The organism is Nesterenkonia sp. K-15-9-6, from assembly GCF_052656005.1.
The window spans coordinates 45931-72017 of sequence record NZ_JBQYEY010000003.1 but is presented as its reverse complement, the minus strand read 5'-3'; the positions used below and the strand labels follow the sequence as shown (position 1 = coordinate 72017).

The window sequence follows — 26087 nt, the reverse complement described above, 5'->3', positions numbered from 1 at the left end:
ATGCCTTCCCTGGGTGATGTGACTCACAGGGATTATGGCCTCTTCGAGAGACAAAAGAAAGGGCCCCGTCTGGACGGCCCTGCGACGCGCCGATGGTCAGTCCAGCAGCGCCCGCTCCCTGACGACGTCGACCGCCCGCGAAACGGCACCGCGCAGGATCACGTCACCGCCGGCAGTGGAGGCCACGAGCTCCGGGCAGCGGAAGACGACCGAGGCCTCCAGGATCTCCCGGGTGCGACTGAGCAGCGGTTCGGCCGAAGCGGCGAAGGGGCCGGCCAGCACAACGCGATCCAGGTCCAACAGGCCGGTGAGCAGCGTGACCACGGGCGCCAGGCGTCGCGCCAGACGGTCCACGATCTCCAGGGCGACGGGATCGCCCCGCGTCGCCGCCTCGAGCAGCGCCTCCGCGCCCCAGTCCTCCGGCGGAAGGTCCGCCAGCTCGCCGGCCAGCAGGCCGGCGTCGGCCATCCGCTGGATCTCCCATCGCGTGCGGCGCCCCAGGCCGTGCGGCGCATCGACGCCGGAGACCATATCCAGCACGCGCAGCTCGCCCACGCGGCCGCGCGTGCCGCGCAGCAGCGCGCCGTCGACCACGATGCCGGCGCCGAACCGCTCGGCCGCCAGCAGCACGGCGAAGGAGCGCGCCCCCACCCCCGCCCCGTCGGCGGCCTCGTAGAGCGCTCCGAGGTTGGCGTCGTTGTCCAGTCGGACCATCCAGCCCCGGTCCTGGAACATGTCGGCGTAGCCGGGGTTAGCGATGCTCCAGTAGTGGGCGTCGTCGTCGGGCGGGGGCGAGGCGCCCTGCAGGTCCACCGGTGCGGGCACACCGATGACGACGGCGGCCACGCGCTCCCCGGCCACACCCGCCGCCGCGAGCGCGGCATCGACGAGCGCCTCGAGCTCCTCCCTCCGCAGACCAGGATCCCGGAGGGCGCGCACCTCCCGGCGGACGCGCGACAATTCCTCTCCGTGCAGATCCGCGACGACGGCGGTGAAGACGTCCTCATCGGCGTCGCAGCCGACCACATAGGCGGCCTCCGGGCAGAAGGCATGCCGCAGCGCCGGCCGCCCCTTCACATACCGGCCCGCAGCACGGGCGTCGGCCACCTTCCGCAACCATCCGGCCTCGACCAGGTCACGGCACAACGAAAGCACGGTGGCGCGCGTCAGTCCCGTGCCCTCCATGAGCTCGGTGGCCGTCATCGGCTCGCCCGACCACGCGTACTCGAGCAGACGTCGGCCGTTGAGCACGCGCTGGGACACACCGTTCACGGCCAGTCCGCCCGTCTGCCTCGATCCCTGATCATCCACGCCGCCATCATAGACAGCCTTAAATATAGATGCTAAATTTACGCACCACAGGATGTGGCGGAGATCACCAGGGCTTCTCCCGCATGGATTCCCTGCTCGCACCACAGGTTCGATTCGCACCTCAGGAGGACAAGCATGGGCGCACCCCCACCGTCGGTGTCCCGGCGGAGTCTCATCGCCGGAGCGGCAGGCCTCGCCGCACTCTCCCTGGCCGGCTGCGGCGGCGGCCGCAGCGACGCCACGGAGCTCCGCTTCTACCAGACCAAGCGTGAGGTCATCCCCTACATCCGCGACCTCCTCGGCGACTTCCGCGAGGAGTTCCCCGGGGTCCGCCCCATCCATGACACCGCCGAAGGCACGCTCAATGGCATGTTCGTCCGCAACTCGCCGCCGGACATCGCGCTGCAGCTCTACAACTTCGAGATGGCCCGCTTCGTGGAGCGCGGCGAGCTCAGCGACCTCTCCGACCTGCCCGAGACCCAGGCCATCGCCGCACCGGTGATGGAGCAGGTCCAGCTCTATCCGCAGTACGAGGACCACGTCTCCGTGCTGCCGTATTCGATGATGGCCGCCTCGGTCATCTACAACCGCGAGATCTTCGCCGAGCACGGCGTCGAGGTCCCCACCACCTACAGCGAGTTCATCGCCGCCTGCGAGACCTTCCAGGACGCCGGCGTCACTCCCGTCTACGGCACTTACTCCGACGCCTGGACCGTGAAGCAGGGCCTGGTGGACTACGCGGTGGGCGGGATGGTCGACGTCATCGACTTCTTCCAGCAGCTCCGCGCCCAGGGCCCCGACGTCACGCCCGACTCCCCGGTCTCCTTCAGCCAGGTGCTGCACGAGCCGCTGGAGAAGATGCTGGAGATCTCCGAGTACACCCAGCATGATGCGCTGAGCCGCAACTACGGCGACGGCAACAACGCCTTCGCCAACGGCGAGGCGGCCATGTACTTCCAGGGCCCCTGGGCGCTCATCGAGATCGGACAGATCAACCCGGACCTGGAGGTCGGCACCTTCCCGCTGCCCATGACCGAGGACCCGGCGGACAACAAGGTCCGAGTCAACCTGGACCTCGCCCTGTGGATCCCCGAGGGAGCCCGGCACCCCCAGGAGGCCCGCCAGCTGCTGCAGTATCTGGCCCGCCCGGAGATCCAGGACGCCTACAACGAACACGCCCTGGGGTTCGGAGTCCGCGAGGACGCCCCGGACGTCACCGACGAACGCATCGCCGAGATGCAGCCCTACGTGGACAGCGGCGCCATCTACCAAGGCGTCTCCCAGGGCATCCCGCTGACCATCCCCTTCGAGAGCTACTGCCAGGACCTCGTCTTCGGAGCCGACCTCGAGCAGATGCTGCGCACGCTCGACGCCGACTGGGCACGCCTGGCCCAGCGCACCTGACCGGCCGCTCGACCAAGGAGCATCATGTCTCACAGCACCGCTGACACTCGGACACCCGCAGACACCCCCGCCCCGGCCTCGGGATCCTCCGGCACCCGCCGAGCGCCCCAGCCCTCCACGTCGGGGCCCCGGCGGGGCCCGGACCTCACCCATTGGCTGTTCCTTCTGCCCACGCTCATCGCCTTCACCCTGGCCATCGCCCTGCCGGCGGTGATGGGCATCTTCTTCAGCTTCACGAACTCGGTGGGCTACGGCGACTGGGACTTCGTGGGTCTGGCCAACTACCGGCTCATGCTGACCGACCCGGCCATCCTGTGGTCCTTCGGCTTCACGCTGGGCTTCGCCGCGGTGACCGTGGTGGTCACCAACATCATCGCTTTCCTCCTGGCGGTGGGGCTGACGTCCCAGATCCGCGCCCGCATCACCATGCGGACCATCTTCGTCATCCCCATGGTCGTCTCGCCGATCATCATCGCCTTCGTCTTCCAGTTCCTGTTCGCCCGCTCCCTGCCGGCGGCCGCCCAGACCGTCGGGTTCGGTCCGCTGGAGTCGAGCATCCTGGCCGACGCGGACCTGGCCTGGGTCTCGATCGTGATCGTCACCGCCTGGCAGGCCATCCCCGGCACCATGCTCATCTACATCGCCGGACTCGTGGCCATCCCCGACGACGTCTACGAGGCCTCCGCCCTCGACGGCGCCAGCCCGTGGAAGCAGCTGCTGAAGATCACCGTGCCGCTGATGAGCGGGTACATCCTCATCAACGTCATCCTCACCTTCAAGAACTTCCTCAACGCCTACGACATCATCGTGGGCCTCACCGACGGAGGACCCGGCACGGCCACCCGCTCGGTCGCGATGACCATCTTCTCCGGGTTCACCGACGGCGACTACGCCTACCAGATGGCCACCGCCACCATCTTCTTCCTCATCACCCTCGCCATCGCCCTCATCCAGCTGCGCCTGATGCGCCGAAAGGAGAAGTGATCATGTCCACCCAGGAGATCACCTCGATCAAGGCGTCACGCACCAGGCGCCGGTACAACCTCCCGCTGACCGTCGTTCTGGCCCTGTGCACGCTGACGGTGCTGGTCCCGCTGTTCGTGACGGTGTCCATGGCGTTCAAATCCGGGGCCCAGGCCGTCCAGGGTGAGGCGTTCACCCTGCCCAACCCGCTGAGCATCGAAGGCTTCATCGAGGCTTGGCGGCTGACGGACTTCCCGGTCAGCTTCGGCATCTCGGTGTTCGTCTCCGCGATCGCCGTGGCCGGTGCGGTGCTGATCAGCAGCATGGCCGCCTACGCGATCCACGCCAACTGGGAGCGACGGTTCTTCAAGTTCGCGTTCTTCTACATCCTGGCCGCCATGTTCCTGCCCTTCCCGGTGCTCGCCCTCTCGCAGATCAAGCTCACCGGGATGGTCGGGCTGGACACCCCACTGGGTGTGGGCATCCTGCACATCATGTTCCATCTGGGATTCAACGTGCTGCTGCTGACCACCTTCCTGCGCAACATGCCCCATGAGCTGGAGGAGGCGGCCAGGATCGACGGCGCGAGCACCTGGCAGACGTTCTGGCGGGTCATCTTCCCCGTGCTGGCCCCGATGAGCGCCACGGTGGGCATCTTCGCCTTCCTGTTCTCCTGGAACGACTTCATGATGCCCTCGATGATCATCTCCGACCCGTCCCTGCAGACGCTGCCCGTGGTGAACCAGCTCTTCCAGAGCCAGTTCAGCAGCAACTACCACGTCTCCTTCGCCTCCTACCTGATGGCGCTGGCCCCCTCGATCCTGGTCTTCGTCTTCACGCAGCGCTGGGTGCTCTCCGGAGTCACCCAGGGCGCGGTGAAGTCCTGAGGCCCCCGCAGTCCGTATCGTGACCATCTGACACCCACATCTGACACCCACATCTGACACCCGCTGAGAAAGGAACCCGCCCTGTGACTTCCACCCCGCAGACCGACGTCGTCGGTTCGCCGCAGCACCTTGCCGCCGAGGACCCCACCTGGTGGCGGCAGGCCGCTGTGTATCAGATCTACCCGCGCAGCTTCGCCGATGCCAACGGCGACGGCATCGGCGACCTGCAGGGCATCATCTCCCGCGTCCCCTACCTCTCAGGGCTGGGGATCGACGCGGTCTGGCTGAGCCCGTTCTACCCCTCCGCCCTGGCCGACGGCGGGTACGACGTCGCCGACTATCGCGACGTCGACCCCCGGATCGGCACGCTCGAGGAGTTCGACCAGATGGTGGCCGCCCTGCACGCCGAGGGCATCAAGGTGGTGGTGGACATCGTCCCCAACCACTCCTCGGACGATCACGTGTGGTTCCGCCAGGCACTGGCCGCCGGGCCGGGCAGCCCGGAGCGGGAGCGCTACATCTTCCGCGACGGCGCCGGAGACGACGGCTCGGAGCCGCCCACCGACTGGACCAGCATCTTCGGCGGCCCCGCCTGGACCCGAGTCACCGAGCCGGACGGCACGCCGGGCCAGTGGTACCTGCACCTCTTCGCCCCGGAGCAGCCCGACTTCAACTGGGCCAACCCGGAGGTGCGGGCAGACTTCCTGAAGACTCTGCGCTTCTGGTCCGACCGCGGCGTCGACGGCTTCCGCATCGACGTCGCCCACGCGCTGACCAAGGACCTCACCGACCCGCTGCCCTCAGAAGCGGAGCTGGACGCGATCCCGCGCGGCGAGGGCCAGCACCCGATCTGGGACCGCGACGAGGTCCACGAGATCTACGCGGAGTGGCGCAAGGTCTTCGACTCCTACGACCCGCCGCGCACCGCCGTGGCCGAGGCCTGGGTGGAGCGCCACCGGCGCCCGCGCTACGCCAGCGCCGAGGGCCTGGGGCAGGCCTTCGAGTTCGACCTGCTCACCCAGGAGTTCGACGCCGCCGCGTTCAAGGAGGTCGTCGTCGACAGCCTCACCCTCGCCGCGGAGTCCGGCTCCTCCTCCACCTGGGTGCTCTCCAATCACGACGTGGTCCGGCACGCCACCCGCTACGGGCTGCCCCCGCTGGCCGACCAGGTCGGCAGCACGGAGCAGGACCAGAAGCAGGGCGCCGCCTGGGTGCTCGCCGGCGGGCCGGAGGATCAGCTGGACCGGGAGCAGGGTGAGCGGCGTGCGCGTGCCGCGACGCTCTTCGAGCTCGCCCTGCCCGGGTCGGCCTACCTGTACCAGGGTGAGGAGCTGGGCCTGCACGAAGTCGGCGACATCGCCGACGACGCCCGGCAGGACCCGACGTTCTTCCGGAACCCGGGCGTGGACAAGGGCCGTGACGGCTGCCGCGTCCCGCTGCCGTGGGCCCGTACGGGCTCCTCCTTCGGCTTCGGCCCCGGCCCGGCCCACCTGCCGCAGCCGCAGTGGTTCGCCGAGTACTCCGTGGAGGCCCAGGACGGTCAGCAGGACTCTACTCTGGAGCTCTACCGGTCCGCGCTGCGGCTGCGCCGCCAGCTGCAGACCGCGGAGACTCTCGAGTGGGTCGACACCGGGCGCGACGACGTCCTCGCCTTCCGCCGTCCGGGCGGCTGGGTGACCGTCACGAACTTCGGCACCGCCGAGACTCCGCTGCCGGCAGGCGAGGTGCTGCTGGCCAGCGCCCCGCTGCGGGACGGCCAGCTGCCCGGCGAGGCCACCGCCTGGATCCGCCAGTAGCTCCCTTCTACGCAGTGACACATCGCTGACGCAGCAGACGGCGGCGGACCCTGACCGGGTCCGCCGCCGTCTGCTGTGCTGCGATGTGCTGCGGTGCGGGGCGCTCCACTGTGCGGGGCGCTCCGCCCGGTCAGCCGACCGGCTCGAGCACCTCCAGGCCGCCCAGGTAGGGACGCAGCGCCTCGGGCACGCGCACCGAGCCGTCGGCCTGCTGGTGGTTCTCCAGGATGGCGACCAGCCACCGAGTGGTGGCCAGCGTGCCGTTCAGGGTGGCCACCGGGCGGGTGGGCCCCTTGGAGCCGTCCGGCGTGACGGTGCGCTCCCGGATGTTCAGCCGCCGTGCCTGGAAGGTGGTGCAGTCCGAGGTGGAGGTCAGCTCGCGGTAGGTGCCCTGGGTGGGGACCCAGGCCTCGCAGTCGAACTTCCGGGCCGCGGAGAGGCCGAGGTCCCCGGCGGCGATGTCCACCACCCGGTAGGGCAGCTCGAGCGCGGAGAGCATCTCCTCCTCCCAGCCGAGCATGCGGCGGTGCTCGGCCGCCGCGTCCTCCTGGGAGCAGTAGATGAACATCTCCAGCTTGTTGAACTGGTGCACGCGCAGGATCCCGCGGGTGTCCTTGCCGTGCGAGCCGGCCTCCCGGCGGTAGCAGGAGGACCATCCGGCGTAGCGGATCGGGCCGCCGGTGAGGTCAATGATCTCGTCGGCGTGGTACCCGGCGATCGCCACCTCAGAGGTGCCCACCAGGTAGAGGTCGTCCCGCTCGAGCCGGTAGATCTCCTCGTCGTGCTCGACGTCGAAACCGGTGCCCTGCATGGTCTCCGGACGCACCAGGGTGGGGGTGATCATCGGAGTGAAGCCTGCGCCGAGCGCCTTGTCCAGGCCCATCTGCATGATGGCCAGCTCCAGGCGGGCTCCGAAGCCCTTGAGGAAGTAGAACCGCGCACCGGAGACCTTCGCCCCGCGCTCCATGTCGACGGCATCCAGCCCTTCTGCCAGGGCCAGGTGGTCCTTCGGCTCGAAGCCCTCGCCGGCGAAGTCCCGCGGCGTGCCTTCCTCGCGCAGGACCACGAAGTCCTCCTCCCCGCCGGCGGGGACGCCGTCGTGGATGAGGTTCGGAACCCGGCGCTGCAGGTCGCGCAGCTGATCCTCGGCCTCCCCGGAGGCCGCCTCAGCGGCCTTCACCTGGGCGGCCAGGTCCTTCACCTCGGCGAGCAGCCGCTGCTTCTCCTCGCCCTGGGCCTGAGCCACCTTCTTGCCGAAGGCCTTCTGCTCCGCGCGCAGGGACTCGAACCGGGAGATCGCCTCGTTCCGGGCCTGCTGCGCGGAGATCAGCTGATCCACCACGGACTCGTCGGCCTGCCGCGCGCGCTGGCTGGCCCTGTAGGCGTCGGGGTTCTCGATGAGGTCCTTGATGTCGATCACGGGCCCCAGCCTATCGGGTCACGCCGGTTTCAGGCGCTCCCCAGGTCAGCCTGGATAGACTGGCCCGGTGAGCCTGGAGCTGCTGACCACCCTGCTGATCGTCTCCGCCGTCGTGCACGTCATCGCGCTGGCGGTGATCGTCCGCGCCCTGGTCACCACCCGGCGCCTGCAGGTGGAGATCGCGGAGATCGGTCGCCTCCGTGATCAGCAGGAGGCCGCACCGACCGCCCCGGCCCGTGCCGGCCGCCAGGTGGCCCTGGTGGTCAACCCCACCAAGGCAGAAGCCGACGAGGTCGTCCGGCTGGTGCACTCGGCATGCTCCCGGGCCGGAATGCCCGCCCCGCTGCTGCTGGCCACCACCGCGGAGGACCCCGGCCAGCGGATGGCCGCCGAGGCCCTGGAGAAGGGCGCCGACATCGTCGTCGCCGCCGGCGGCGACGGCACCGTCCGGGCGGTGGCCAAGGAGCTGACCGGCACCGACGCCGCTCTGGGCATCATCCCCATGGGCACCGGGAACCTCTTCGCCCGCAACATCGGGCTCCCCCACCATGACCTGTCCGCCTGCGTGGACGAGGCCCTGCACGGGCTCGCCCACCGTGTGGACACCCTCGACCTGGCCCTGCATCGCGAGGACGGCTCCACGGAGAAGGAGAACTCGCTGGTGATCGCTGGCGGCGGGCTCGACGCCGAAGTCATGAGCGACACCCGCGAGGCGCTGAAGGCCCGGGCGGGGTGGCTCGCCTACGGCGAGGCCGGCATGCGACACGTGATGGGGCGCCGTCGTGCCATCACCATGGCCGTGGACGACGCCGAGCCGGAGACCCACCGGGTCCGTTCGGTGCTGCTGGCCAACTGCGGGATGCTCCAGGCCGGGATGGTGCTGGTCCCCTCGGCCCGCTTCGACGACGGCATGCTCGACGCGGTGCTGTTCACCCCGCGGCACGCCTGGGACTGGGCGAAGATCATCGCCAAGACCGTCACCCGGTTCTCCGCCGAGATCCCGGTCATGACCGTGCGTCAGGCCCGGGTGAGCACCTTGACCATGGCCGAGCCGCTGCCCTTCCAGATCGACGGCGACGCCGTCGGGGAGGTGGTCGCGGTCGAGGCCAGGGTGCGGCCGGCGTCGTTGACCGTCAACGGGGTGGCGGCGGTGCCGTGGCTGGAGTCCGGACGTTTCACCGTGGACCCCGCCGAGGACTGGGAGCCCACGCACGAGACGCGCGCCTGATCACCGCGAGCGACTGATCACCGGCGGCGCAGCGCCTCGATCCAGGTGCGCGCCGCGGAGAAGGCGGCTTCGCTGACGTCGGCGGTCACCTGCTGGGGACGCTGATCCGCCCGGGGATAGGAGCCCAGGAACCGGATCTTCGGCGAGATCCGGTGGACCCCGGCGAGCGCGTCAGCCACCCGGGCCTCGTCGATGTGACCCTCTAGGTCTATGGAGAAGAAGTACTTCCCCAAGCCGTCTCCGGTGGGGCGGGACTCGATGCGGCACAGGTTCACCCCGCGGGTGGAGAAATGCTCCAGCAGCTCCATCAGCGCGCCGGCGCGGTCCTCCGGCAGCGGGATCATGATCGTGGTCTTGTCGGCCCCGGTGGCCTCCGGCACGGGTCCGGGCTTGGAGACCAGCACGAAGCGGGTGACCGCCCCGGCGACGTCCTCCACACCGTGGGCGACGACGTGCAGCCCGAGCTGCTCCGCCACCAAGGGAGCACAGATGGCCGCGTCGGCGGCGTGGTCCTCCTGGAGCAGGGCCCGCGCCCCCGCCGCGGTGGAGGAGGCCGGGATGAACTCGGCATGCGGCACGGACACCTCGGCCCAGCGGCGCACCTGCGCCCACGCGTGGGTGTGGGTGGTCAACGAGCGGATGCGGCTCAGTGTGGTGGGCTCGCGGGAGGCGACCACGAAGGTGATGGGCACCAGCGCCTCGGCGACGATGTGCAGCTGGTGCGCCACCGAGACGGCGTCGAGGGTGGCGGTCACCCCGCCCTCGACCGAGTTCTCGATCGGCACCATGGCGGCGTCGACGGTGCCGTCCTCCACCATGGTCAGCGCGGAGAGCACCGAGGCGGCGGGGACCCGTTCGGCCTCGTGCGCTCCGGGCATCTGCAGCAGGGCGGCCTCGGTGAAGGTCCCGGCGGGCCCCAGGTAGGAGTAGCGGGCGAAGGGCAGGTTCTCAGGCGGCTGGCTCACAGGACCCGGGGCTCCTCTCCGCCGTCGGTCTCCAAGGGCCGGCCGGCCTCCACCCAGCCGTCCATGCCGTCGGCCACGAAGACCGCCGAATACCCCTGGGCGGTGAGCCACTGGGTGATCTGCACCGACCGCCCCCCGGTGCGGCAGATGACGTGGTAGTCCTCATCCGGGTCCAGCTCCGCGTCAAAACGCGCCGGGATCTGGTCCACGGGGATGTGCAGCGCGCCCGGCGCATGGCCGGCGGCGAACTCGTAGTCCTCACGGACGTCCAGCAGGTGGGCGCCCGCGGGCACATCAGCGGCGCGCACGGTCTCGAAGTCCGACATGACTGCCTCCCTGGTGACGGGGACGGGGTCCCGGCATGTGACGATCTGCTCCGCGACGAGACTACCGGCTCCGCCTGTGCGAGCGTGGGCGCGACGCCGTCGGCCCAGCATCCGAGACGGGTGCCGCCCCTGCCGTTTCGGGGCCCGTGGTGCATAGGGTGGCGTCATGAGCCATCGCCCCGATCCGCCCGCCCCTGATCAGGCCCACACCACGGACACCTCCATGACGGACTTCCGCGCCGCGACGGCCGCCCACTGGCGGGCGGCGTTCCTGGCCGGAGACGTGACGGCGGTGGAGCTGGCGACCACCGCACTCACCGCTGCGGCGGCCGGCTCCCGGCTGGGCGCGTTCCTCCACGTGGACGCTGAGGCGGCGCTGGCCCGCGCCGCTGAGATCGATGCGGTGCGCGGCCTCGTGCTGGGCACCGGTCGGGACAGGACGGCGCGGCTGAGCGAGCTCTCCGCCCATCATCCGTTGCTGGGGCTGCCCACGGCCTTCAAGGATCTGGTGGACGTCGCCGGAATGCCCACCACGATGGGCACCACGGCGCTGCCTCCCCGAGTGCCGGGCCGGGACGACCCGCTGGCCCGCCGGGTCCACTTCGCCGGCGCGGTCTCCGTGGGCAAGACCCAGGTGCCGGAGTTCGGCCTGCCCTGCTATTCGGAGAACGCCCTGGCCGCCCCGTCTCGGAACCCGCTGGACCCAGCCCGGATCTCGGGCGGCTCCACCGGCGGTGGGGCCGCCGCAGTGGCGGCCGGAATGCTGCCGCTGGCCCCGGGCAGCGACGGCGGCGGTTCGGTGAGGATCCCTGCGGCGGCCTGCGGGCTGGTGGGGCTGAAGCCGGGGCGGGGTCGCCTCCCCGATGACGCCGCCTCCACCCGGGTGGAGGACCTGGTGGTCTCCGGACCGATCGCCGAGACCGCCGAGGACGCGGCGCTGCTCTTCGACGTCATGGCCGGGCACCGCTTCGAGGTTCCGGACCGGCCGCGCGGTCGGCGGGCCCGACGGCGCGAGGCAGAGGCCGGCGTCGTGCTGGCGCAGGGGCCGGCGATGCGCGCAGTGCGACAGGCCCTGGACTCGGGGCTGAGCCCCCTGCGGGTGGGCGTCACCACGGAGTCGCCGTTCAGCCCGGACCTGGACATCGTCCTCGACGAGGATGCGGTGCGAGCCCTGGAGGTGGGGCTCGGACGACTCGAGGCTCTCGGGCACGCACTGCAGGGTCGTTCGCGAGGGGGTCAGGCCGGCGGCCTCACGGGCGACCTCCGGGACCGCCTCTGGCCTGCCGACTATCACCGACATTTCCAGGCGCTGTGGACCTCCCGCCTGGGGCAGGCCGGGTTCACCGGAGACCAGCTGGAGCAGCTCGCTCCGCTGACCCGGCATTTCGTGGAGCTCTCCGCCGAGCGTCCGGAGGAGGAGACGGCGCAGGCCAGGGCCGCGCTGCAGCAGGCCTCCTACCACGCGGAGGATGTTCTGGGCGACTGGGATGTGCTGGTCACCCCGATGCTCGCCTTCCGGGCACCGCCGGTGGGCTGGTTCGCCTCCCTCGACCCCGCCGAGGACTACATCCAGCAGTGCCGGTTCACCCCGTACTCCTCTGTGGTGAACGTGCTGGGCCTGCCGGCGGTCAACGTCCCGGTGCACACCGACGCGGACGGAATGAGCTGGTCGGTGCAGATCATCGGCCGGCACGGGCAGGAGGAGCGGCTGCTCGCCCTGGCGGCGACGATGCAGGCCGGCTGAGCGCTGCGCGGTCTGGAGCATGGCCGGTCTGGAGCATGGCCGGTCAGGAACGCGACGACGCCGGGCCGCCCGGTGGGGCGACCCGGCGTGCCGGATGGTGAGGCATCACAGATGCGGTCAGAACTGGCGGGGGAACGTGAGCACGCGCAGGGCGGCCTGCTCACGGCGCTCCTCGGCCTCCTGGCGCACCATGCGACGACGGTGGACCTCCTGCGGACTCAGCCGCGGGACGCGGCGCACCTGCTCACGCTGGGTGCGCGTCGCCCACTCCACCATGGCGGAACCCACGGAGTGGGCGGCCCGGCGCAGAAGAGACTGATGGAAAGAACTGCTGTGCACGACAGACACTGATGAACTCCAGAGAAGAAAAAGGGCATGAGTAGGCCCAGAAAAAGATGTGTGAGAAGAAAAACTGATCCGGACAGGCGGAATTCAGCTCAAAGTGAGTGAAGACGGCCTGGGCGATGAGGCGTGGAAGTCTCCGCGCACTGCTGCGGAAGAGGACCAAGGACCACGGGGATCAGACGAGCGCAGTCCGTGGAAGCACGGACTTCGCGGGACCGACCGACCGCAGAGGATCTGCGGGAGCCTCAGGCTGGCCGTCCCCGCACACGGGGCCGAACGCGGACGCCGGGGCGCCACGATTCGTGCCGGTGCTGCGGGAAGGCGGCGAGCGTCAGCTCTGCCGTCGCGCGAGAATCACGCGGTGCATCCCTGATAGATGCCGCCGAGGACTCCGCGGGGGTGGGCGATCGCTCGATCGGTCCCGACATCACGCCCGGTCATGCCGGTCGCGCCGGTGCTGTGAGCCAGCTTCTGTGTGATCTTCATGGTGATCGCCCCCTCCTCTCGTCGGATCCTGCGGCACAGGAATGATGCGCTCAACAATAACAGCCCATTCGGCGGTTGTGAACATCTTCGCCGATATTTCCTGGAAGTTCTTCGGAAGATTCTTGTGGGTCGCGCGGAAACCTTCCGGACATGACGACGCCGGGACCGCATCTGCGATCCCGGCGCCGCTCAGAGTTCGAGGTTCACACCCCGAAGGACGGACTCACTTCTTGAAGTTGTCGGTGAAGCCCTTGGCGGCATCCTTGAGGTCGCCCGCCGTGTCCTTGACGTTCTCGGCGGTCTCCTTGACCTTGCCCTGGAGGTCCTGGGCCTTGCCTTCGCCTTCGGTGCGCTTGTCACCGGTGGCCTTGCCCGCCGCCTCCTTGGCCTGGCCTGACACCTGGTCCTTCGCGGCGTCGAACTTGTCTCCGAGTCCCATAGTGAACTCCTCTCCGTCGGTGACATGTGGACACGCGTCACGTTACCGGTCAGAAGTTTCGGCGTCATCAGGTGCCGGCAGATTCACAGGAAACGCGCAGACAGCTCCCGACGGCGGCGGAGCCGTGACGCACACGTTCCGGGCACAGGGCGGCCGCGACCCCTCGCCGCCCGGGTCGAGGCGTCAGTACACTCGTCGCACCGCCGCAGACCTCAGGAGCGCCATGAGCCTTCCCGCCGCCCCCGCCGCGCGCCACCGCCGCGTCGCCGAGGACTTCACACGAGTGAGTGCTGCCGTCACGGACTGGGACGCGCCCACTCCTGTGCCCGAGTGGCGAGCGCGGGACGTCCCGCGCCACCTGGTGGAGTGGTCCAGTGAGTTCCTTCGGTCCGTGGACGTCATCCTGACCGCCGGCCCCTCCCCGCTCCATGATCCGCACGGCGCCTGGCGCCACCACCGGGAGCAGATCCAGAGCCTAGTGGACGCCGAGGACGCCGACCGGGATGTCACCCACCCGCAGCTGGGCACGCTGCCGCTGCAGGACATGGTGGATCGCTTCTACACCGCCGACGTCTTCATGCACACCTGGGATCTCGCCGTCGCCACAGGCCAGGACCCGGCCCTGGACGAGGAGCACGCCGAGGCCCTGCTGCAGGGGATGCGCCCGATGGAAGAGGCGATGCGCTCCTCGGGACAGTTCGGCCCGCCGGTCCCCGTCGACGACGACGCCCCCGCCTCCGCGCAGCTCATGGGGTTCATCGGACGTGACCCCCACTGGAGGCCCTGACGACGTCCCGCGGCGCCCCCACCAGATTCTCGATCCTCACCGATCTTCGCGGGGTTCGAGAATCTCGGAGGGGCAGCACGCGACGGGGGCGCCGGGGGCGCCGGAGCATCATCAGGGCTGGAGCGACGTCGGTCGGCCCATGACGATGCGGGGCCACCTGCCCAGCCCGTGCTCCGCTTCTGCGCGCACCCGCGCGGCCAGCTCGGCACCCCAGCGCTCGGGGCTCAGCTCCCGGAATCCGAGCCGCCGATAGTAGGGAGCGTTCCAGGGCACATGGACAAACGTGGTCAGCGTCAGGGCGTCCAACCCTTGCTCTGCGGCCCAGGCCGACGCACGGTCCAGCAGCGCGGCCCCGATCCGGCGCCCGGACCATGCCGGGTCCACGGAGACCTGCTCCACGTGGCCGGCGTCGTCGAGCCGTTCGGCCAGCAGATACCCGACGACGATTCCCTCGCAGACATGCACCCAGGCGGCGCCGGTCGCGACGACGGCGGCGAACTCCTCCGCGGTGACGGCCTCGTCGTCGGCGATGTCCTCCATCGGAGTGCCCACGAAGAGCAGCCCGGCACGATGCTCGATCTGCACCACGGCCGGGTGGTCACCGAGCGTGGCCTCTCTGATGCTGCTGTCCATCTCTCCTCCTCAGCGCCTCTTCCACAGGAGCCTCCGCTGTGCCATGCTCGCCCCATGATCACAGAGCACGCCATCCTTCCGGTCTCCCCCGGCCGCGAGTCCGAGTTCGAGGCGGCGTTCGCCCAGGCGCGACCGCTGATCAGCTCGATGCCGGGCTTCCTGGGCCTGGAGCTGCTGCGCTCCCAGGAGACGCCGGAGGAGTATCTGCTGCTCGTGAGGTGGGAGACGGTGGAGCACCACACCGAGGGGTTCCGCGACTCCCCCGAGTATCAGCGCTGGAAGGCGCTGCTGCACCACTTCTATGACCCGTTCCCCCGCGTCGAGCACTTCACCGAGGTGAGATCATGACCGAGCCCCTGCACGTCGTCGCGCTGCTGTTCCCCCACGTCACCCAGCTGGACTTCACCGGCCCGGCTCAGGTCTTCGCGAAGATGCCCGGGGCCGAGCTGCACGTCGCCGCCGATTCCCTGGACCCGGTGCCCACCGATGCCGGGTTCAGCATTCTGCCCACCACCACGCTGGAGGCGGCCCCGCAGGCCGATGTGCTGTTCGTCCCGGGCGGCCGCGGCACCTTCGAACTGCTGGAGGACGAGCCGACGCTGGCGTTCCTCCGCCGCCAGGCCGCCGAGGCCCAATGGGTGACCAGCGTGTGCACCGGCTCATTCCTGCTGGGCGCGGCCGGGCTGCTGCGCGGGCGGCGGGCCACCAGCCACTGGGGCTCCCTGCATCTGCTGGAGCGTCTGGGGGCGATCCCCACCGCGGAGCGGGTGGTCCGCGACGGCCCGGTGATCACGGCTGCAGGCGTCTCGGCCGGCATCGACTTCGCCCTGCGGCTGACCGCGGAGATCCACGGCGACGACGTCGCCAAGCGCCTGCAGCTGCTGCTGGAGTATGACCCCGAGCCGCCGTTCGACGCCGGCGCGCCGTCCCGTCCCGACGCCGATGACGAGCTCGCCCAGGCGCAGATCTCCGCCACCACGGAGCTGCGCGGAGACGTCGTCGAGCGGGCCGCGGCACGGCTGACGGGGGACTGAAGCCCGGAGTTCAGACGAGCGGGATCAGGCGCCTGGTCGCGGGGCTACCTCGTCGGGAACGGGCTCGTCCCGCGCCTCAGGCGGCAGTGCCGTACCGCGCATCCGGGCGACGGCGCTCATCCCATGGTGGATGGCCAGGGCGGCGAAGCTGCCCAGGGCGATGCCTTCGAAGACGATCTGGCCGAACTCCATGGTGAAGTTGGCGATGGCGATGACCAGCGGCACCCCGGCCACGGCCAGGTTGATGGGGTCGGCGAAGTCCACGCGGTTCTGCACCCAGATGCGGACACCGAGAATGCCGATCATCCCGTAGAGAACGGTGCCCGCACCGCCGAGCACCCCGGCGGGGACGGTGGCGATCACGGCCCCGACCTTGGGCAGCAGCCCCAGCGCGATGGCGAAGAGCCCGGCCACCCAGTAGGCGGCGGTCGAGTAGACGCGCGAGGAAGCCATGACGCCGATGTTCTCCGCGTAGGTGGTGGTGCCGGATCCTCCGCCGGAGCCGGCGAGCATGGTGGCCACCCCGTCGGCCATCAGGGCCCGGCCGGTGACCGGGTCCAGGTCACGGCGGGTCATCAGCGCCACGGACTTCACGTGGCCGACGTTCTCGGCCACCAGCACCAGGACCACCGGCAGGAACAGCCCGATGGTGCCCACATGGAAGCTCGGTGCGGTGAAGTCCGGCAGACCGAACCAGGCGGCGTCGCCGACGCCGGAGAAGTCGACCTCCCCGCGCAGCACCGCCACCAGGTAGCCGACGAGCACGCCCACGAGGATGGCCAGCCGGCCCAGCAGCCCACGGAACAGCACCCCGGCGAGCAGCATCGCCACGATCGTCACCGTGGCGGTCACGGGCTCGACGTTGACGTTGTTCCAGGCCGCAGGGGCCAGGTTCAGTCCGATGAGCGCGACGATCGCACCGGTGACCACCGGCGGCATGAGCAGCTGGATCCACCGGGTGCCGGCCACATGGACGATGAGTCCGACCAGGAACAGCCCGGCACCGGCCATCACGATGCCGCCAAGCGCCCCGGACATTCCGTACTGGCCCATGGAGGCGCCCACCGGGGCCAGGAACGCGAAGGAGGACCCCAGGTAGGAGGGCACGCGTCCAGCGGTGATGATGAGGAAGAGGATGGTGCCCAGCCCGGAGAACAGCAGCGTGGTCGAGGGCGGGAAGCCGGTGATCAGCGGCACCAGGAAGGTGGCGCCGAACATGGCCACCACGTGCTGCATGCCGATGCCGGTGGTGCGGCCCCAGCTGAGCCGCTCGTCGGGGGCGACGACGTCGCCGGGGCGGACGGTGCGCCCGTCGCCGTGCAGGGTCCAGCCGAGGCCAGGGATGAGAGTCTTGGTCACAGACATGCACCTTACCGGGACGGGATGACCCGGAGATCACGGAGGCCGACCCGCCATGCAGCTCGAGATCGCCGTCCAAGACGTGGCAGGAATCCAGGTGGCCCACGACCACGGCGCTGACCGGGCCGAACTGTGCCAGGCGCTGGTCACCGGAGGGCTGACTCCGACGTCGGGCATGATCCGCCAGGCGGTCGAGCTGGGACTGCCGGCCCGCCCGTTGATCCGTCCGCGCGGCGGCGGATACCTCTACTCCTCTGCCGAGGTCGCCGTGATGCGCCAGGATGTGCCGGCGCTGCGGGAAGCTGGTGCGGCAGGAGTGATCGTCGGCGCGTTGGACGATCACGGGCTGGACCATCCCGCCCTGCGCCGGTTGGTCGAGGCGGCCGACGGGCTGCCGGTGGTGGTCCACCGGTGTGTGGATGTGCTGCTCGCCGCCGGGCTCACCACGCCGCCGCAGCTCGTCGAGGAGCTGCTGGACCTCGGCGTCAGCGGGGTGCTCACCTCCGGAGGAGCCGCGACGGCGCCCGAAGGGACCAGCGTCATCGGTCAGCTGGCGGAGGCCGGTGCGGGCCGGCTGGAGATCATCGCCGGCGGCGGGGTCCGCGCCGCGCATGTGGCGGGCCTGGCGGAGGCCGGCGCCGACGTCGTCCATCTCTCGGCCGGCTCCCCGGTCACCCACGGATCCCCGGGGCCGGGAGGAGGGGAAGGATCGTATGTCACCACCGACGCCGCGCTGGTGCAGGCGGCACGGTCCGCCGTCGACGCCGCCTGACAGTTCGATCCGGCATATCGTGCCTCTCCTCACATCCCCTTGACACGGTTTGCCGAAATTCAGATCACAGCACAATCACAGTATTTGATGAGATCTGCGATTCTTGCGTCGTCGTGGCGGATCCCACTCACCGCAAGGATGCCGCGCCACGGGGAAAGCCCGCAGGAAAAGCCAGCAGGGGGTGTTTTCACCCCGATTTCACCGGGGTCAGGGTTGATCTGTCTGTGTGGCTCACTACTGTGGAACCGATGTCGAACTCCGCAGACACCCCTGCCCAGAACGGGGAACGTGTCGAGATCCGCACCCTCGAGGTGACCGACGGCGCCGCCCTGTGGCGGCTGGCCGCCGGCACCGGCGTGCTGGATGTCAACACCCCGTACGCCTACCTCCTGTGGGCCCGCGACTTCGCCGACACCTCCGTGATCGCGCTCGTCGACGGCCAGCCCGCAGGATTCATCTCCGGCTATCACCGGCCGGGGGACCCCGAGACCCTGTTCATCTGGCAGGTCGCGGTGGACTCCGCCTTCCGCGGACGCCGCCTGGCCTCCCGGATGCTCGCCGACGTCGTGGCACGCTCCGGCGCCTCCCGACTGGAGACCACGATCACCGCGGACAACGCCGCATCGATCGCGCTGTTCACCGGGCTCGCCCGCGACCAGGGTGCCGAGATCGCCCGATCCGACCTCTTCACGGAGGAGCTGTTCCCGCCGTCCTCCGAGACCGGCGAGGAGCACGCGGCCGAGGACCTCTACACGGTCTCACCGCTGAACACCTCTGACAGCTGAGCCCGGCGCCGTCGACGCACCGACCCCCGACGTCCACCTGACCCCCGAGCGGCGGAGAGACCTCCGCCGCGCCATCAAGGAGACCAGCACCATGGCCACCGACATCTTCGAAACTCGTGAATCCCAGGTCCGCAGCTACTGCAAGAACTGGCCCGCCGTGTTCGAGAAGTCCTCGGGCGCGTACCAGTTCACCGAGGACGGCTCCCGCTACCTGGACTTCTTCTCCGGCGCCGGCGCCCTGAACTACGGGCACAACCACCCGGAGCTGCGGGACCTGGTGGTGGACTACGTCGCCAACGACGGCGTCACCCACTCCCTGGACATGAAGACCCCGGCCAAGCGCCGCTTCCTGGAGACCTTCGAACGGATCATCCTGGAGCCGCGGAACCTCGACTACAAGGTCATGTTCCCCGGCCCCACGGGCACCAACACGGTGGAGGCCGCGCTGAAGCTGGCCCGCAAGGTGACCGGCCGCCAGCACATCCTGTCCTTCACCAACGCGTTCCACGGCATGACGCTGGGTTCGCTGTCGGTGACCGGCAACTCGATGAAGCGCCGCGGCGCCGGCATCCCGCTGACCAACTCCTCGAAGATCCCCTATGACGACTATTTCGACGGCGACATCCCGGACTTCATCTGGCTGGAGAAGGTCCTCGAGGACTCCGGCTCCGGCGTGGACAAGCCCGCCGCCGTCATCGTGGAGACCGTGCAGGGCGAGGGCGGCCTGAACGCCGCCCGCATGGAGTGGCTCAAGGGCCTCTCCGACCTGCTGCGCCGTCACAAGATCCTGCTGATCATCGACGACGTCCAGGCCGGCTGCGGCCGCACCGGCACGTTCTTCTCCTTCGAGAAGGCCGGCATCACCCCGGACATCGTCTGCGTGTCCAAGTCCATCTCCGGCTACGGCCTGCCGATGGCGCTGACCCTGTTCCGCCCGGAGCTCGACGTCTGGGAGGGCGGAGAGCACAACGGCACCTTCCGCGGGAACAACCTCGCCTTCGTCACCGCCGCCCGCGCCCTGGAGCTGTTCTGGGCCGACGACTCCTTCGAGAAGGAGCTGGCCGGCAAGATCGACGAGCTGCGCGAGGGTCTGGAGCAGATCGCCGGGCATGTGAAGGGCGCGACCCTGCGCGGCCGCGGCTTCCTCTCTGGCATCTGCTTCCCGGACCCGGACACCGCCGGCAAGGTGGCCGCCGAGGCCTATAAGCGCAACCTGCTGGTGGAGACCTCCGGTCCGGAGGACGAGGTCGTCAAGGTCATGCCGCCGCTGACCATCGACTCCGAGGACCTGCAGAAGGGCCTGAAGGTCATCGAGGACGCCGTCCTGGCCGCCACCGGCCAGATGGGCGAGCCTTCGCGGGTGCGCCCCCCGCACTGATCGGAGAGCCCGGAGCGGCCCCCGCGGTGCGCGTCCCCGCCGGGGCCGCTCCGGCGCGCTAGACTCCGGGCCAGCACTCGCCCCACCGACCGTCCTCAGCTGACAGGAGACCTGCATGTACACGCTGCACATCGACGACCTCAACGACACCGAGCGCGACATCCGCCACGGCAACTGGCGTTCGCGCCGGATGGTCCTGGGCAAGGAGAAGGTCGGCTTCTCCTTCCACGAGACCACCATCTTCGCCGGCACCACCAGCGAGTTCTGGTACGCCAACCACGTGGAGGCCGTCTACTGCGTCGGCGGCAAGGGCACGCTGACGAACCTGGAGACCGGCGAGAAGCACGACATCACCGACGGCTTCCTGTACCTGCTCGACGGCCACGAGAAGCACCGCGTGGAGGTCGAGGAGGAGCTGCGCATGATCTGCGTGTTCAACCCGCCGGTGACCGGCAAGGAAGTCCACGACGAGAACGGCGTGTACCCGCTGATCATCGAGGACTGACCTCCTCCTTCAGCGCTCTGACCTCGCACGTCTGAGCACCACGACGGCGCCCGTCCCGGCACTTCCGGGGCGGGCGCCGTCCTCAGTGGGGTCGCTGCCCTACCAGGGCGGCGCCGAACGCGGCGGCCAGCGAGCCGGCAGGCAGGGTCTCCACGCGGTCAGCGAGCCGCAGAGAGGCCAGGAAGTGCGAGGCCGTCGCCTCCTGCTCGAGGACCTCAGCAACTGGATCGAGAAGGCGGCCCCCCAAGGCGGCCACGCCTCCCCCCAGGACCACAGTGGAGACATCCAGGGACAGTGTGAGCACCCGCACCGCCGAAGCCACGGCCCAGGCGATCTCTCCACGCATGCGCTGCGCCCAGCGATCGCCGGCCTCTGCCGCGTCAAAGACCTCATGCACGGCCCCTGCGCCAGGACGGCCCCACCGCCTCGCCACGGCTCCACCGCCGGCGTAGGCCTCGATGCAGCCCCGCTGGCCACAGGCACACAGAGGTCCCGTGGGGTCGATGGACAGGTGGCCGATCTCGCCCGCCACGCCGGCAGATCCACGCCACAGCTCACCGTTCAGCACAGCACCCGCGGCCACGCCGGTGCCCAGGTTCAGATACCCCAAGGCCTCATCCACGCCGCCCCGGAGGGCATACGCCCCCAGAGCCGCCGCCTTGACGTCGTTCTCCACACTGACGGGCACCGCGGTCACCCGCTCAAGGAGCTCCCGGAGATCCAAGTCCTGCAGCCCCAGATTGACCGCGTGCCGTACGACTGACCCTCCAGGATCGACCTGCCCGGGCATGCCGATACCGATCGACCGAACGTCGCCGGCCGTACACTGGTCCGTCAGTCCGCGAAGAGCTGTCCGGATCGTCTCCAGCACACCTGCGGCCCCGGGCTGAGTGGGCAGCCGGATACGCGCGACGAGGGAGTCGTGAGCATCGAGCGCGACGGCGTCAGTCTTCGTCCCGCCCACATCGAGTCCGACTCGCACCGTGGAGGCTCGGTCAGTCTGCGGCACTGACAGGGGCGTCATGAGACGCCCAGCTCAGATTCCAGGACCATGACGAGCCCGCCCCGCAGAACGATGTCATCACTGTCGGCCGGCAGGCGCATCCTCACCTGCGTGTGGAATCGACCCAGGATCCGACTGCGCAGCGCCTCCTGCGCGGCGTCGAGGAACGTCCCCTCCAGGAGGCTCCGGGGGCCGGCGACGACCACATCGGAGAGGTTCAGCGCGCCGACGATGGGCGCCAGCAGGATCCCGAGCTTGGTTCCGGCGCCGCTGAGCACGTCCTCGATCGGACGGCCCGCTCGTTCCGCCTCCTGCACCAGCTCACCCAGCCGCGGCACCGAGATCCACGACTCCAAGCATCCGCGCTTGCCGCACACGCATTCCGGACCGCCGCCCTCACCCACCGGCACATGGCCGATCTCACCGGCGGCGTTGTATCGACCGACCACGAGTTCGCCACGGATCATGAGCGCCCCGCCGACACCGCGTCCCACACGGACGAGGAACATGTCAGGGTCACCGCCCCCGAGGGTCTGCTCCGCCAGCGCCGCGGCATTGGCATCATTGCGGACCACCACAGGCACGCTCAGCTCCCGGTGCAGCAGGTCCCTCAGCGGGACGCCGTCCCAGCCGATGTTGGGCGCCGTCAGCACCACGCCTTGGTCCGAGACGACTCCGGGTGTGCCGACACCGACGCCCAAGACTCGACGATCCGCCAGGGCCAGCAGGTTGCGCGCCAATGCGAGGACCGTCGCCTGCGCCTGGTCGCTGGTCTCCCGCCCCCGGCGGGGCTCTTCGAGGCGGGCGAGAATCGTGCCGGTCAGGTCCATCACCGCACCGCGGTAGGCCTCGGCGCCCGAGAGATCCAGCGAGATGACCTGCAGACCTTCCCGGTCCAGGTCCACCAGGACTCCCGGCTTCCCCGGTCCGGAACGCGCCCTGGGGCCCTGCTCCACGACGACCTCTCGCGCGATCAGCTCGCCCACGAGTCCGGAGGCGGTCACGCGGGTCAGCCCTGTTGCTCGCGCAAGATCCGCACGGCTCATCGGCCCGGCGTGGAACAGCTCCCGCTGCACGAGGGCCAGGTTATGCACCCTCACGTGCTCCGGCAGAACGGGGCCTGCGGGTCGTGCGCTGCGGGACTGCGGCCCGGAAGGGCGTGCCAGAGAACTCATGTTTGTAAGTATGACTTACAAAGCGGCGCGACCACCAGGGCAGGAGCCAACTCGATTCGAGCACTGTCCCCTGAATCAGAAGGGAGAGTGCCACGTGGCGGACTTCACATGACTTCGGTCCAGCCTCTTCCATTTTGTTAGTAAAGGCTCCATACTTTTTCCTACGACGGCCTGCACCCCTCGACGAGGGGCGCAGCACCCGGCATCTCGCACCGTGAAAGGACCACTCATGCGACGGCTCCCCCACCTGGCACTCGCCTCCACTCTGACGTTGACCCTGGCCGCCTGTGGCGCAGGCGGCGGGAACACCGGCGACGACGCCGAGTCCGCCGACCTCACCATCTGGTTCATGGAGGACTCTGTTCCCGAAACCGCCCAGGAGTGGCTCGTCGACGAGTTCGAGACGAGCTATGAAGGCTCCACACTGACCGTGCAGATGCAGCCGTGGGCAGGCGTCGTGGAGCTCCTGCAGACCTCGCTGCCTGACAGTTCGCAGACCCCGGACCTCGTCGAGATCGGCAACACCCAAGCCTCCACCTTCACCTCCGTCGGGGCCTTCTCCCCGGTCGACGACCTCCTCGAGGAGCTCGGTGGAGACTCGCTGATCGAGTCTGGCCTGGAAGCCGGCACCTGGGAAGGGACGACGTACGCCCCGCCGCTCTACGCAGGCTCGCGCATCATCTTCTACAGGCAGGACCTACTCGACGCCGCCGGAATCGACGTTCCGACCACGTTGGACGAGCTCAACGAAGCGGCGATCGAACTGAACGAGGCCAATCCGGAGGACACCGACGGATTCTCCGGAATCTACCTGGCCTCCTCCGACCCCAAGACGCTGGAGGGCTGGCTGTTCACCTACGGCGGCGACTATGCGACTCAGCACGACGACGGCACCTGGGAAGGCACGCTCTCCTCCCCAGAGTCTCAGGAGGGCCTCCAGGCCGCGCAGGACCTCATGGAGCGCGGTTCCGAGTATGTTTCGGATCCGAATGAAGCCGTGCCGGTGGCCTACGAGCTGTTCAACTCCGGGAAGATCGGCTTCTACTCGGGGCTCGCCCTGAAGGAGTACGACATCGACGAGGAGCTCTGGGAGAGCGGTGACGCCCAGGTGATGGCCCTGCCCGGCACCGACGCCGACACTCCCGGCACCACGTTCGCAGGAGGGTCCAATGTCGCCATCTCGGCCGCGTCGGCACACCAGGAGCTCTCCCGCGAGGTACTCAGGCTCATCTACTCCGATGACTTCCAGACGATGCTCGCCGCAGACGCGGGCTGGGTGCCCGGCAACCTGGACCACGCCTCTGCACTGGAGGGGCACAGCGCCGAGGCGTTCCAGGAGGCCGTGGCACATTCCCAGCTGACCCCCAACACACCGTCGTGGGGTGTGGCTGACAGCGCCCAGCTCCCCCTGGAGATCTGGACACGCATCGCAGACGGGGAGGACGTCGAGGACATCGCCGCCGACGTGGACGCTCAGCTCGAAGAGATCCTCAACGACTGATGGCGACCCTGACCCCCACCACCTCTCCCCCCGGGACCGTCCCCCGGGACTCGTCCCCAGGGCGGGGTGACGTCTCCAGAAGAGCGCGCCGTCGGAAGGCCTTCCTCCCTTTCCTGCTGCTCGCGCTCCCCACAGGCCTGGTCATGCTGGCCCTCGGGTACCCCATGGCGCGGCAGTTGGTGATGTCCTTCCAGGAGTTCGGCATCGCCCAACAGTTCGGGCAGCCTGCCGAATGGGTCGGGTTCGCCAACTATCAGGCGATTCTGACAGACACCTACTTCTGGGTCGTCACGGTGCGCACACTCGCGTTCACCGCCGTGGCCGCGGGGCTGACCATGGTGGTCGGCGTCGGCCTGGCCGTGCTGATGCAGCGCGTCGCCACCGGAGTGCGCGTGGCACTGCAGCTGGCGCTGCTCTTCGCCTGGGCCACGCCGGTGATCGCCGCCGTCGCCATCTGGAAGCTCATGGCAGATCACCGGCATGGTGTGGTGAATGCCGTGCTCTCCGGAGCCGGCCTGACCGGCTTCGACGGATTTCATTGGCTGCAGGCTGGAACGACGCCTTTCCTCATCGTCGCAGCGACGGTGGTCATCTGGGCGAGCACGCCGCTGGTCACACTGGCCACCTACGCCGCACTGAGTCAGGTGGACGAGTCCGCGGTGGAGGCCGCCCAGATCGACGGCGCGAGCACGCCACGGATCCTGTGGCACATCGTGCTGCCGATCATCCGTCCCGTGCTGATCCTGATGGCCATCCTCCAGGTGATCTGGGACCTGCGGGTGTTCGCACATATCTACTCCCTGCAGCAGACGGCGGGGAACACCACGGACACCAACCTGCTGGGGACCTACATCTACCAGACAGGCATCGCCGGCGGCGACTACGGCATGGCCTCCGCTCTGGCCATGGTGATGCTCCTGCTCCTGCTGGCGCTGACCTGGCGCTATGTGAGAATCCTCGGCCGACAAGGAGATCTCCGATGACGTCGACCACACCGCTGCGTCCGCGCCGGACCGCGAGTCGGCAGGCACTGAACATCACAGCACTCGCCGTCGCCCTGCTCTGGATCTTCCCCATCTACTGGATGGTGAACGTGTCCTTGCAGCCGAATGCGCAGATGCGTCTCGAAGGCCCCACCTGGGTGCCGCTCGACTTCACTCCGGACGCCTACCTGGGAGTCTTGTCCGACAGCTCCTTCTGGACGGCGATGCGGATGAGCATGCAGGTCAGCCTGCTCGCCGTGGCTGTCGCGCTGTTCTCCGCCACGTTGGCCGCGGTCGCGCTCAGCCGATTCCGGTTCCGGAGTCGCACCGCAATCATCATCACTGTGCTGGTCGTCCAGATGATTCCCGCCGAGGCCCTGTTCATCTCCCAGTTCCGCATGCTCTCCGGCTGGGGGCTGGTGAACACGACCCTTGGGCTCTCGCTGCTCTACGTCGGCACCGTGATGCCGTTCATCGTCTGGATGCTGAAGGGCTTCGTCGACGGCGTCCCGGTGGACCTGGAGGAGGCTGCCATGATCGACGGCTGCACCAAGGTGGGGGCCTTCTTCCGCGTCACGTTTCCGCTCCTGGGCCCGGGCCTGGTGGCCACAGGAGTCTTCGGCTTCCTGGTCTCGTGGAATGAGTTCACACTGGCCCTGGTGATGCTCTCATCCGGCGGGAGGGTGACCCTGCCGGTCTGGCTGCAAGGGTTCCAGGAAGGGATGAGCGGCACGGACTGGGCCGGCATCATGGCCGGTTCAGCACTCATCGCGATCCCGGTGCTGATCCTGTTCAGCATCGTCCAACGACGCATGGCCTCCGGCATGGTCTCCGGTGCAGTCAAGGGCTGACACAGCC

At 69.3% G+C, this 26087-nt stretch carries 27 protein-coding genes; 16 read left to right on the top strand and 11 right to left on the bottom strand.

Annotated elements, in window-relative coordinates; all coding sequences use genetic code 11:
* Positions 1-96 precede the first annotated feature (96 nt).
* Positions 97-1311, bottom strand: coding sequence for an ROK family transcriptional regulator (locus tag SD455_RS02675; RefSeq protein ID WP_445507162.1), 1215 nt, complete (start codon positions 1309-1311; stop codon positions 97-99).
* Positions 1312-1446: 135 nt separating this feature from the next.
* Between SD455_RS02675 and SD455_RS02670 the strand changes: the two genes are divergently transcribed.
* The 4 genes from SD455_RS02670 to SD455_RS02655 all read left to right on the top strand — a co-directional run bounded on the left by SD455_RS02670 (position 1447) and on the right by SD455_RS02655 (position 6361).
* On the top strand, positions 1447-2715 hold the full coding sequence (locus SD455_RS02670) for an ABC transporter substrate-binding protein (RefSeq protein ID WP_445507161.1): 1269 nt from the start codon (positions 1447-1449) through the stop codon (positions 2713-2715).
* 24 nt (positions 2716-2739) lie between these two features.
* Complete coding sequence (locus tag SD455_RS02665) at positions 2740-3699, top strand: carbohydrate ABC transporter permease (protein ID WP_445507160.1); 960 nt, start codon at positions 2740-2742, stop codon at positions 3697-3699.
* Positions 3700-3701: 2 nt separating this feature from the next.
* Positions 3702-4565 (top strand): carbohydrate ABC transporter permease, encoded by an 864-nt coding sequence (locus tag SD455_RS02660; RefSeq protein ID WP_070159734.1) that lies wholly within the window; start codon positions 3702-3704, stop codon positions 4563-4565.
* An 83-nt stretch (positions 4566-4648) separates the two neighbouring features.
* A complete protein-coding gene (locus tag SD455_RS02655; RefSeq protein ID WP_445507159.1) occupies positions 4649-6361 on the top strand; it encodes a glycoside hydrolase family 13 protein in 1713 nt (570 codons plus the stop codon).
* 130 nt (positions 6362-6491) lie between these two features.
* Here SD455_RS02655 and serS read toward each other — a convergent pair whose 3' ends face one another.
* Complete coding sequence (gene serS / locus SD455_RS02650) at positions 6492-7781, bottom strand: serine--tRNA ligase (RefSeq protein ID WP_445507158.1); 1290 nt, start codon at positions 7779-7781, stop codon at positions 6492-6494.
* 67 nt (positions 7782-7848) lie between these two features.
* Here serS and SD455_RS02645 point away from each other — a divergent pair, with 67 nt between their 5' ends.
* Positions 7849-9009, top strand: coding sequence for a diacylglycerol/lipid kinase family protein (locus SD455_RS02645; protein WP_445507157.1), 1161 nt, complete (start codon positions 7849-7851; stop codon positions 9007-9009).
* A gap of 17 nt (positions 9010-9026) precedes the next feature.
* On the opposite strand, the gene pheA is transcribed toward SD455_RS02645, so the two are convergent.
* Together pheA and SD455_RS02635 are read right to left on the bottom strand one after the other, a co-directional pair.
* A complete protein-coding gene (gene pheA, locus SD455_RS02640; RefSeq protein ID WP_272896834.1) occupies positions 9027-9974 on the bottom strand; it encodes a prephenate dehydratase in 948 nt (315 codons plus the stop codon).
* Positions 9971-10300, bottom strand: coding sequence for a rhodanese-like domain-containing protein (locus SD455_RS02635; protein ID WP_070159728.1), 330 nt, complete (start codon positions 10298-10300; stop codon positions 9971-9973). Before SD455_RS02635 ends, pheA begins: the two co-directional genes overlap by 4 nt.
* 166 nt (positions 10301-10466) lie before the next feature.
* Here SD455_RS02635 and SD455_RS02630 point away from each other — a divergent pair, with 166 nt between their 5' ends.
* Positions 10467-12044: an amidase gene (locus SD455_RS02630; protein WP_445507156.1), complete on the top strand. Its 1578-nt coding sequence runs from the start codon at positions 10467-10469 to the stop codon at positions 12042-12044.
* Between the two features lie 117 nt (positions 12045-12161).
* Here the strand turns inward: SD455_RS02630 and SD455_RS02625 are convergent, their stop codons facing one another.
* The 3 genes from SD455_RS02625 to SD455_RS02615 form a co-directional block, all read right to left on the bottom strand.
* The gene (locus SD455_RS02625; RefSeq protein ID WP_170922657.1) at positions 12162-12383 is read right to left on the bottom strand and encodes a hypothetical protein; all 222 of its coding nucleotides are present in this window, start codon (positions 12381-12383) and stop codon (positions 12162-12164) included.
* Positions 12384-12743: 360 nt separating this feature from the next.
* Positions 12744-12875: a hypothetical protein gene (locus SD455_RS02620; protein WP_272896835.1), complete on the bottom strand. Its 132-nt coding sequence runs from the start codon at positions 12873-12875 to the stop codon at positions 12744-12746.
* A 223-nt stretch (positions 12876-13098) separates the two neighbouring features.
* Positions 13099-13314, bottom strand: coding sequence for a CsbD family protein (locus tag SD455_RS02615; protein ID WP_070159724.1), 216 nt, complete (start codon positions 13312-13314; stop codon positions 13099-13101).
* Between the two features lie 223 nt (positions 13315-13537).
* Here SD455_RS02615 and SD455_RS02610 point away from each other — a divergent pair, with 223 nt between their 5' ends.
* Positions 13538-14101, top strand: coding sequence for a TIGR03086 family metal-binding protein (locus SD455_RS02610; protein ID WP_070159722.1), 564 nt, complete (start codon positions 13538-13540; stop codon positions 14099-14101).
* Between the two features lie 111 nt (positions 14102-14212).
* Here the strand turns inward: SD455_RS02610 and SD455_RS02605 are convergent, their stop codons facing one another.
* Positions 14213-14734, bottom strand: coding sequence for a GNAT family N-acetyltransferase (locus tag SD455_RS02605; RefSeq protein ID WP_070159720.1), 522 nt, complete (start codon positions 14732-14734; stop codon positions 14213-14215).
* A 54-nt stretch (positions 14735-14788) separates the two neighbouring features.
* Here SD455_RS02605 and SD455_RS02600 point away from each other — a divergent pair, with 54 nt between their 5' ends.
* Complete coding sequence (locus SD455_RS02600) at positions 14789-15082, top strand: antibiotic biosynthesis monooxygenase family protein (protein ID WP_070159718.1); 294 nt, start codon at positions 14789-14791, stop codon at positions 15080-15082.
* Positions 15079-15768, top strand: a complete 690-nt coding sequence (locus tag SD455_RS02595) for a DJ-1/PfpI family protein (protein ID WP_070159717.1) — start codon at positions 15079-15081, stop codon at positions 15766-15768. The genes SD455_RS02600 and SD455_RS02595 overlap by 4 nt, the downstream gene beginning before the upstream one ends.
* Before the next feature lie 24 nt (positions 15769-15792).
* Here the strand turns inward: SD455_RS02595 and SD455_RS02590 are convergent, their stop codons facing one another.
* Positions 15793-17133 (bottom strand): uracil-xanthine permease family protein, encoded by a 1341-nt coding sequence (locus SD455_RS02590; protein WP_070159715.1) that lies wholly within the window; start codon positions 17131-17133, stop codon positions 15793-15795.
* A 49-nt stretch (positions 17134-17182) separates the two neighbouring features.
* On the opposite strand from SD455_RS02590, the gene SD455_RS02585 reads away from it, so the two are divergent.
* The 4 genes from SD455_RS02585 to SD455_RS02570 all read left to right on the top strand — a co-directional run bounded on the left by SD455_RS02585 (position 17183) and on the right by SD455_RS02570 (position 20567).
* Positions 17183-17899 carry a copper homeostasis protein CutC gene (locus SD455_RS02585; protein ID WP_070159713.1) on the top strand — a complete coding sequence of 239 codons (717 nt, stop codon included), beginning with the start codon at positions 17183-17185 and terminating at the stop codon, positions 17897-17899.
* Between the two features lie 248 nt (positions 17900-18147).
* Positions 18148-18684: a diaminobutyrate acetyltransferase gene (ectA, locus tag SD455_RS02580; protein WP_445507155.1), complete on the top strand. Its 537-nt coding sequence runs from the start codon at positions 18148-18150 to the stop codon at positions 18682-18684.
* A gap of 91 nt (positions 18685-18775) precedes the next feature.
* The gene (ectB, locus tag SD455_RS02575) at positions 18776-20062 is read left to right on the top strand and encodes a diaminobutyrate--2-oxoglutarate transaminase (protein WP_070159709.1); all 1287 of its coding nucleotides are present in this window, start codon (positions 18776-18778) and stop codon (positions 20060-20062) included.
* Between the two features lie 115 nt (positions 20063-20177).
* Positions 20178-20567 (top strand): ectoine synthase, encoded by a 390-nt coding sequence (locus SD455_RS02570; RefSeq protein WP_070159707.1) that lies wholly within the window; start codon positions 20178-20180, stop codon positions 20565-20567.
* Positions 20568-20649: 82 nt separating this feature from the next.
* Here SD455_RS02570 and SD455_RS02565 read toward each other — a convergent pair whose 3' ends face one another.
* Positions 20650-21591 (bottom strand): ROK family protein, encoded by a 942-nt coding sequence (locus SD455_RS02565; RefSeq protein WP_336582077.1) that lies wholly within the window; start codon positions 21589-21591, stop codon positions 20650-20652.
* On the bottom strand, positions 21588-22745 hold the full coding sequence (locus SD455_RS02560; protein ID WP_070159705.1) for an ROK family transcriptional regulator: 1158 nt from the start codon (positions 22743-22745) through the stop codon (positions 21588-21590). Before SD455_RS02560 ends, SD455_RS02565 begins: the two co-directional genes overlap by 4 nt.
* Before the next feature lie 229 nt (positions 22746-22974).
* Between SD455_RS02560 and SD455_RS02555 the strand changes: the two genes are divergently transcribed.
* The 3 genes from SD455_RS02555 to SD455_RS02545 are packed head-to-tail and all read left to right on the top strand — an operon-like array spanning position 22975 to position 26080.
* Complete coding sequence (locus SD455_RS02555; protein WP_445507154.1) at positions 22975-24246, top strand: extracellular solute-binding protein; 1272 nt, start codon at positions 22975-22977, stop codon at positions 24244-24246.
* The gene (locus SD455_RS02550; protein WP_445507153.1) at positions 24246-25229 is read left to right on the top strand and encodes a carbohydrate ABC transporter permease; all 984 of its coding nucleotides are present in this window, start codon (positions 24246-24248) and stop codon (positions 25227-25229) included. The genes SD455_RS02555 and SD455_RS02550 overlap by 1 nt, the downstream gene beginning before the upstream one ends.
* Entirely contained in the window at positions 25226-26080 is an 855-nt protein-coding gene (locus SD455_RS02545) for a carbohydrate ABC transporter permease (protein WP_070159704.1), read from the top strand. Before SD455_RS02550 ends, SD455_RS02545 begins: the two co-directional genes overlap by 4 nt.
* Positions 26081-26087 lie beyond the last annotated feature (7 nt).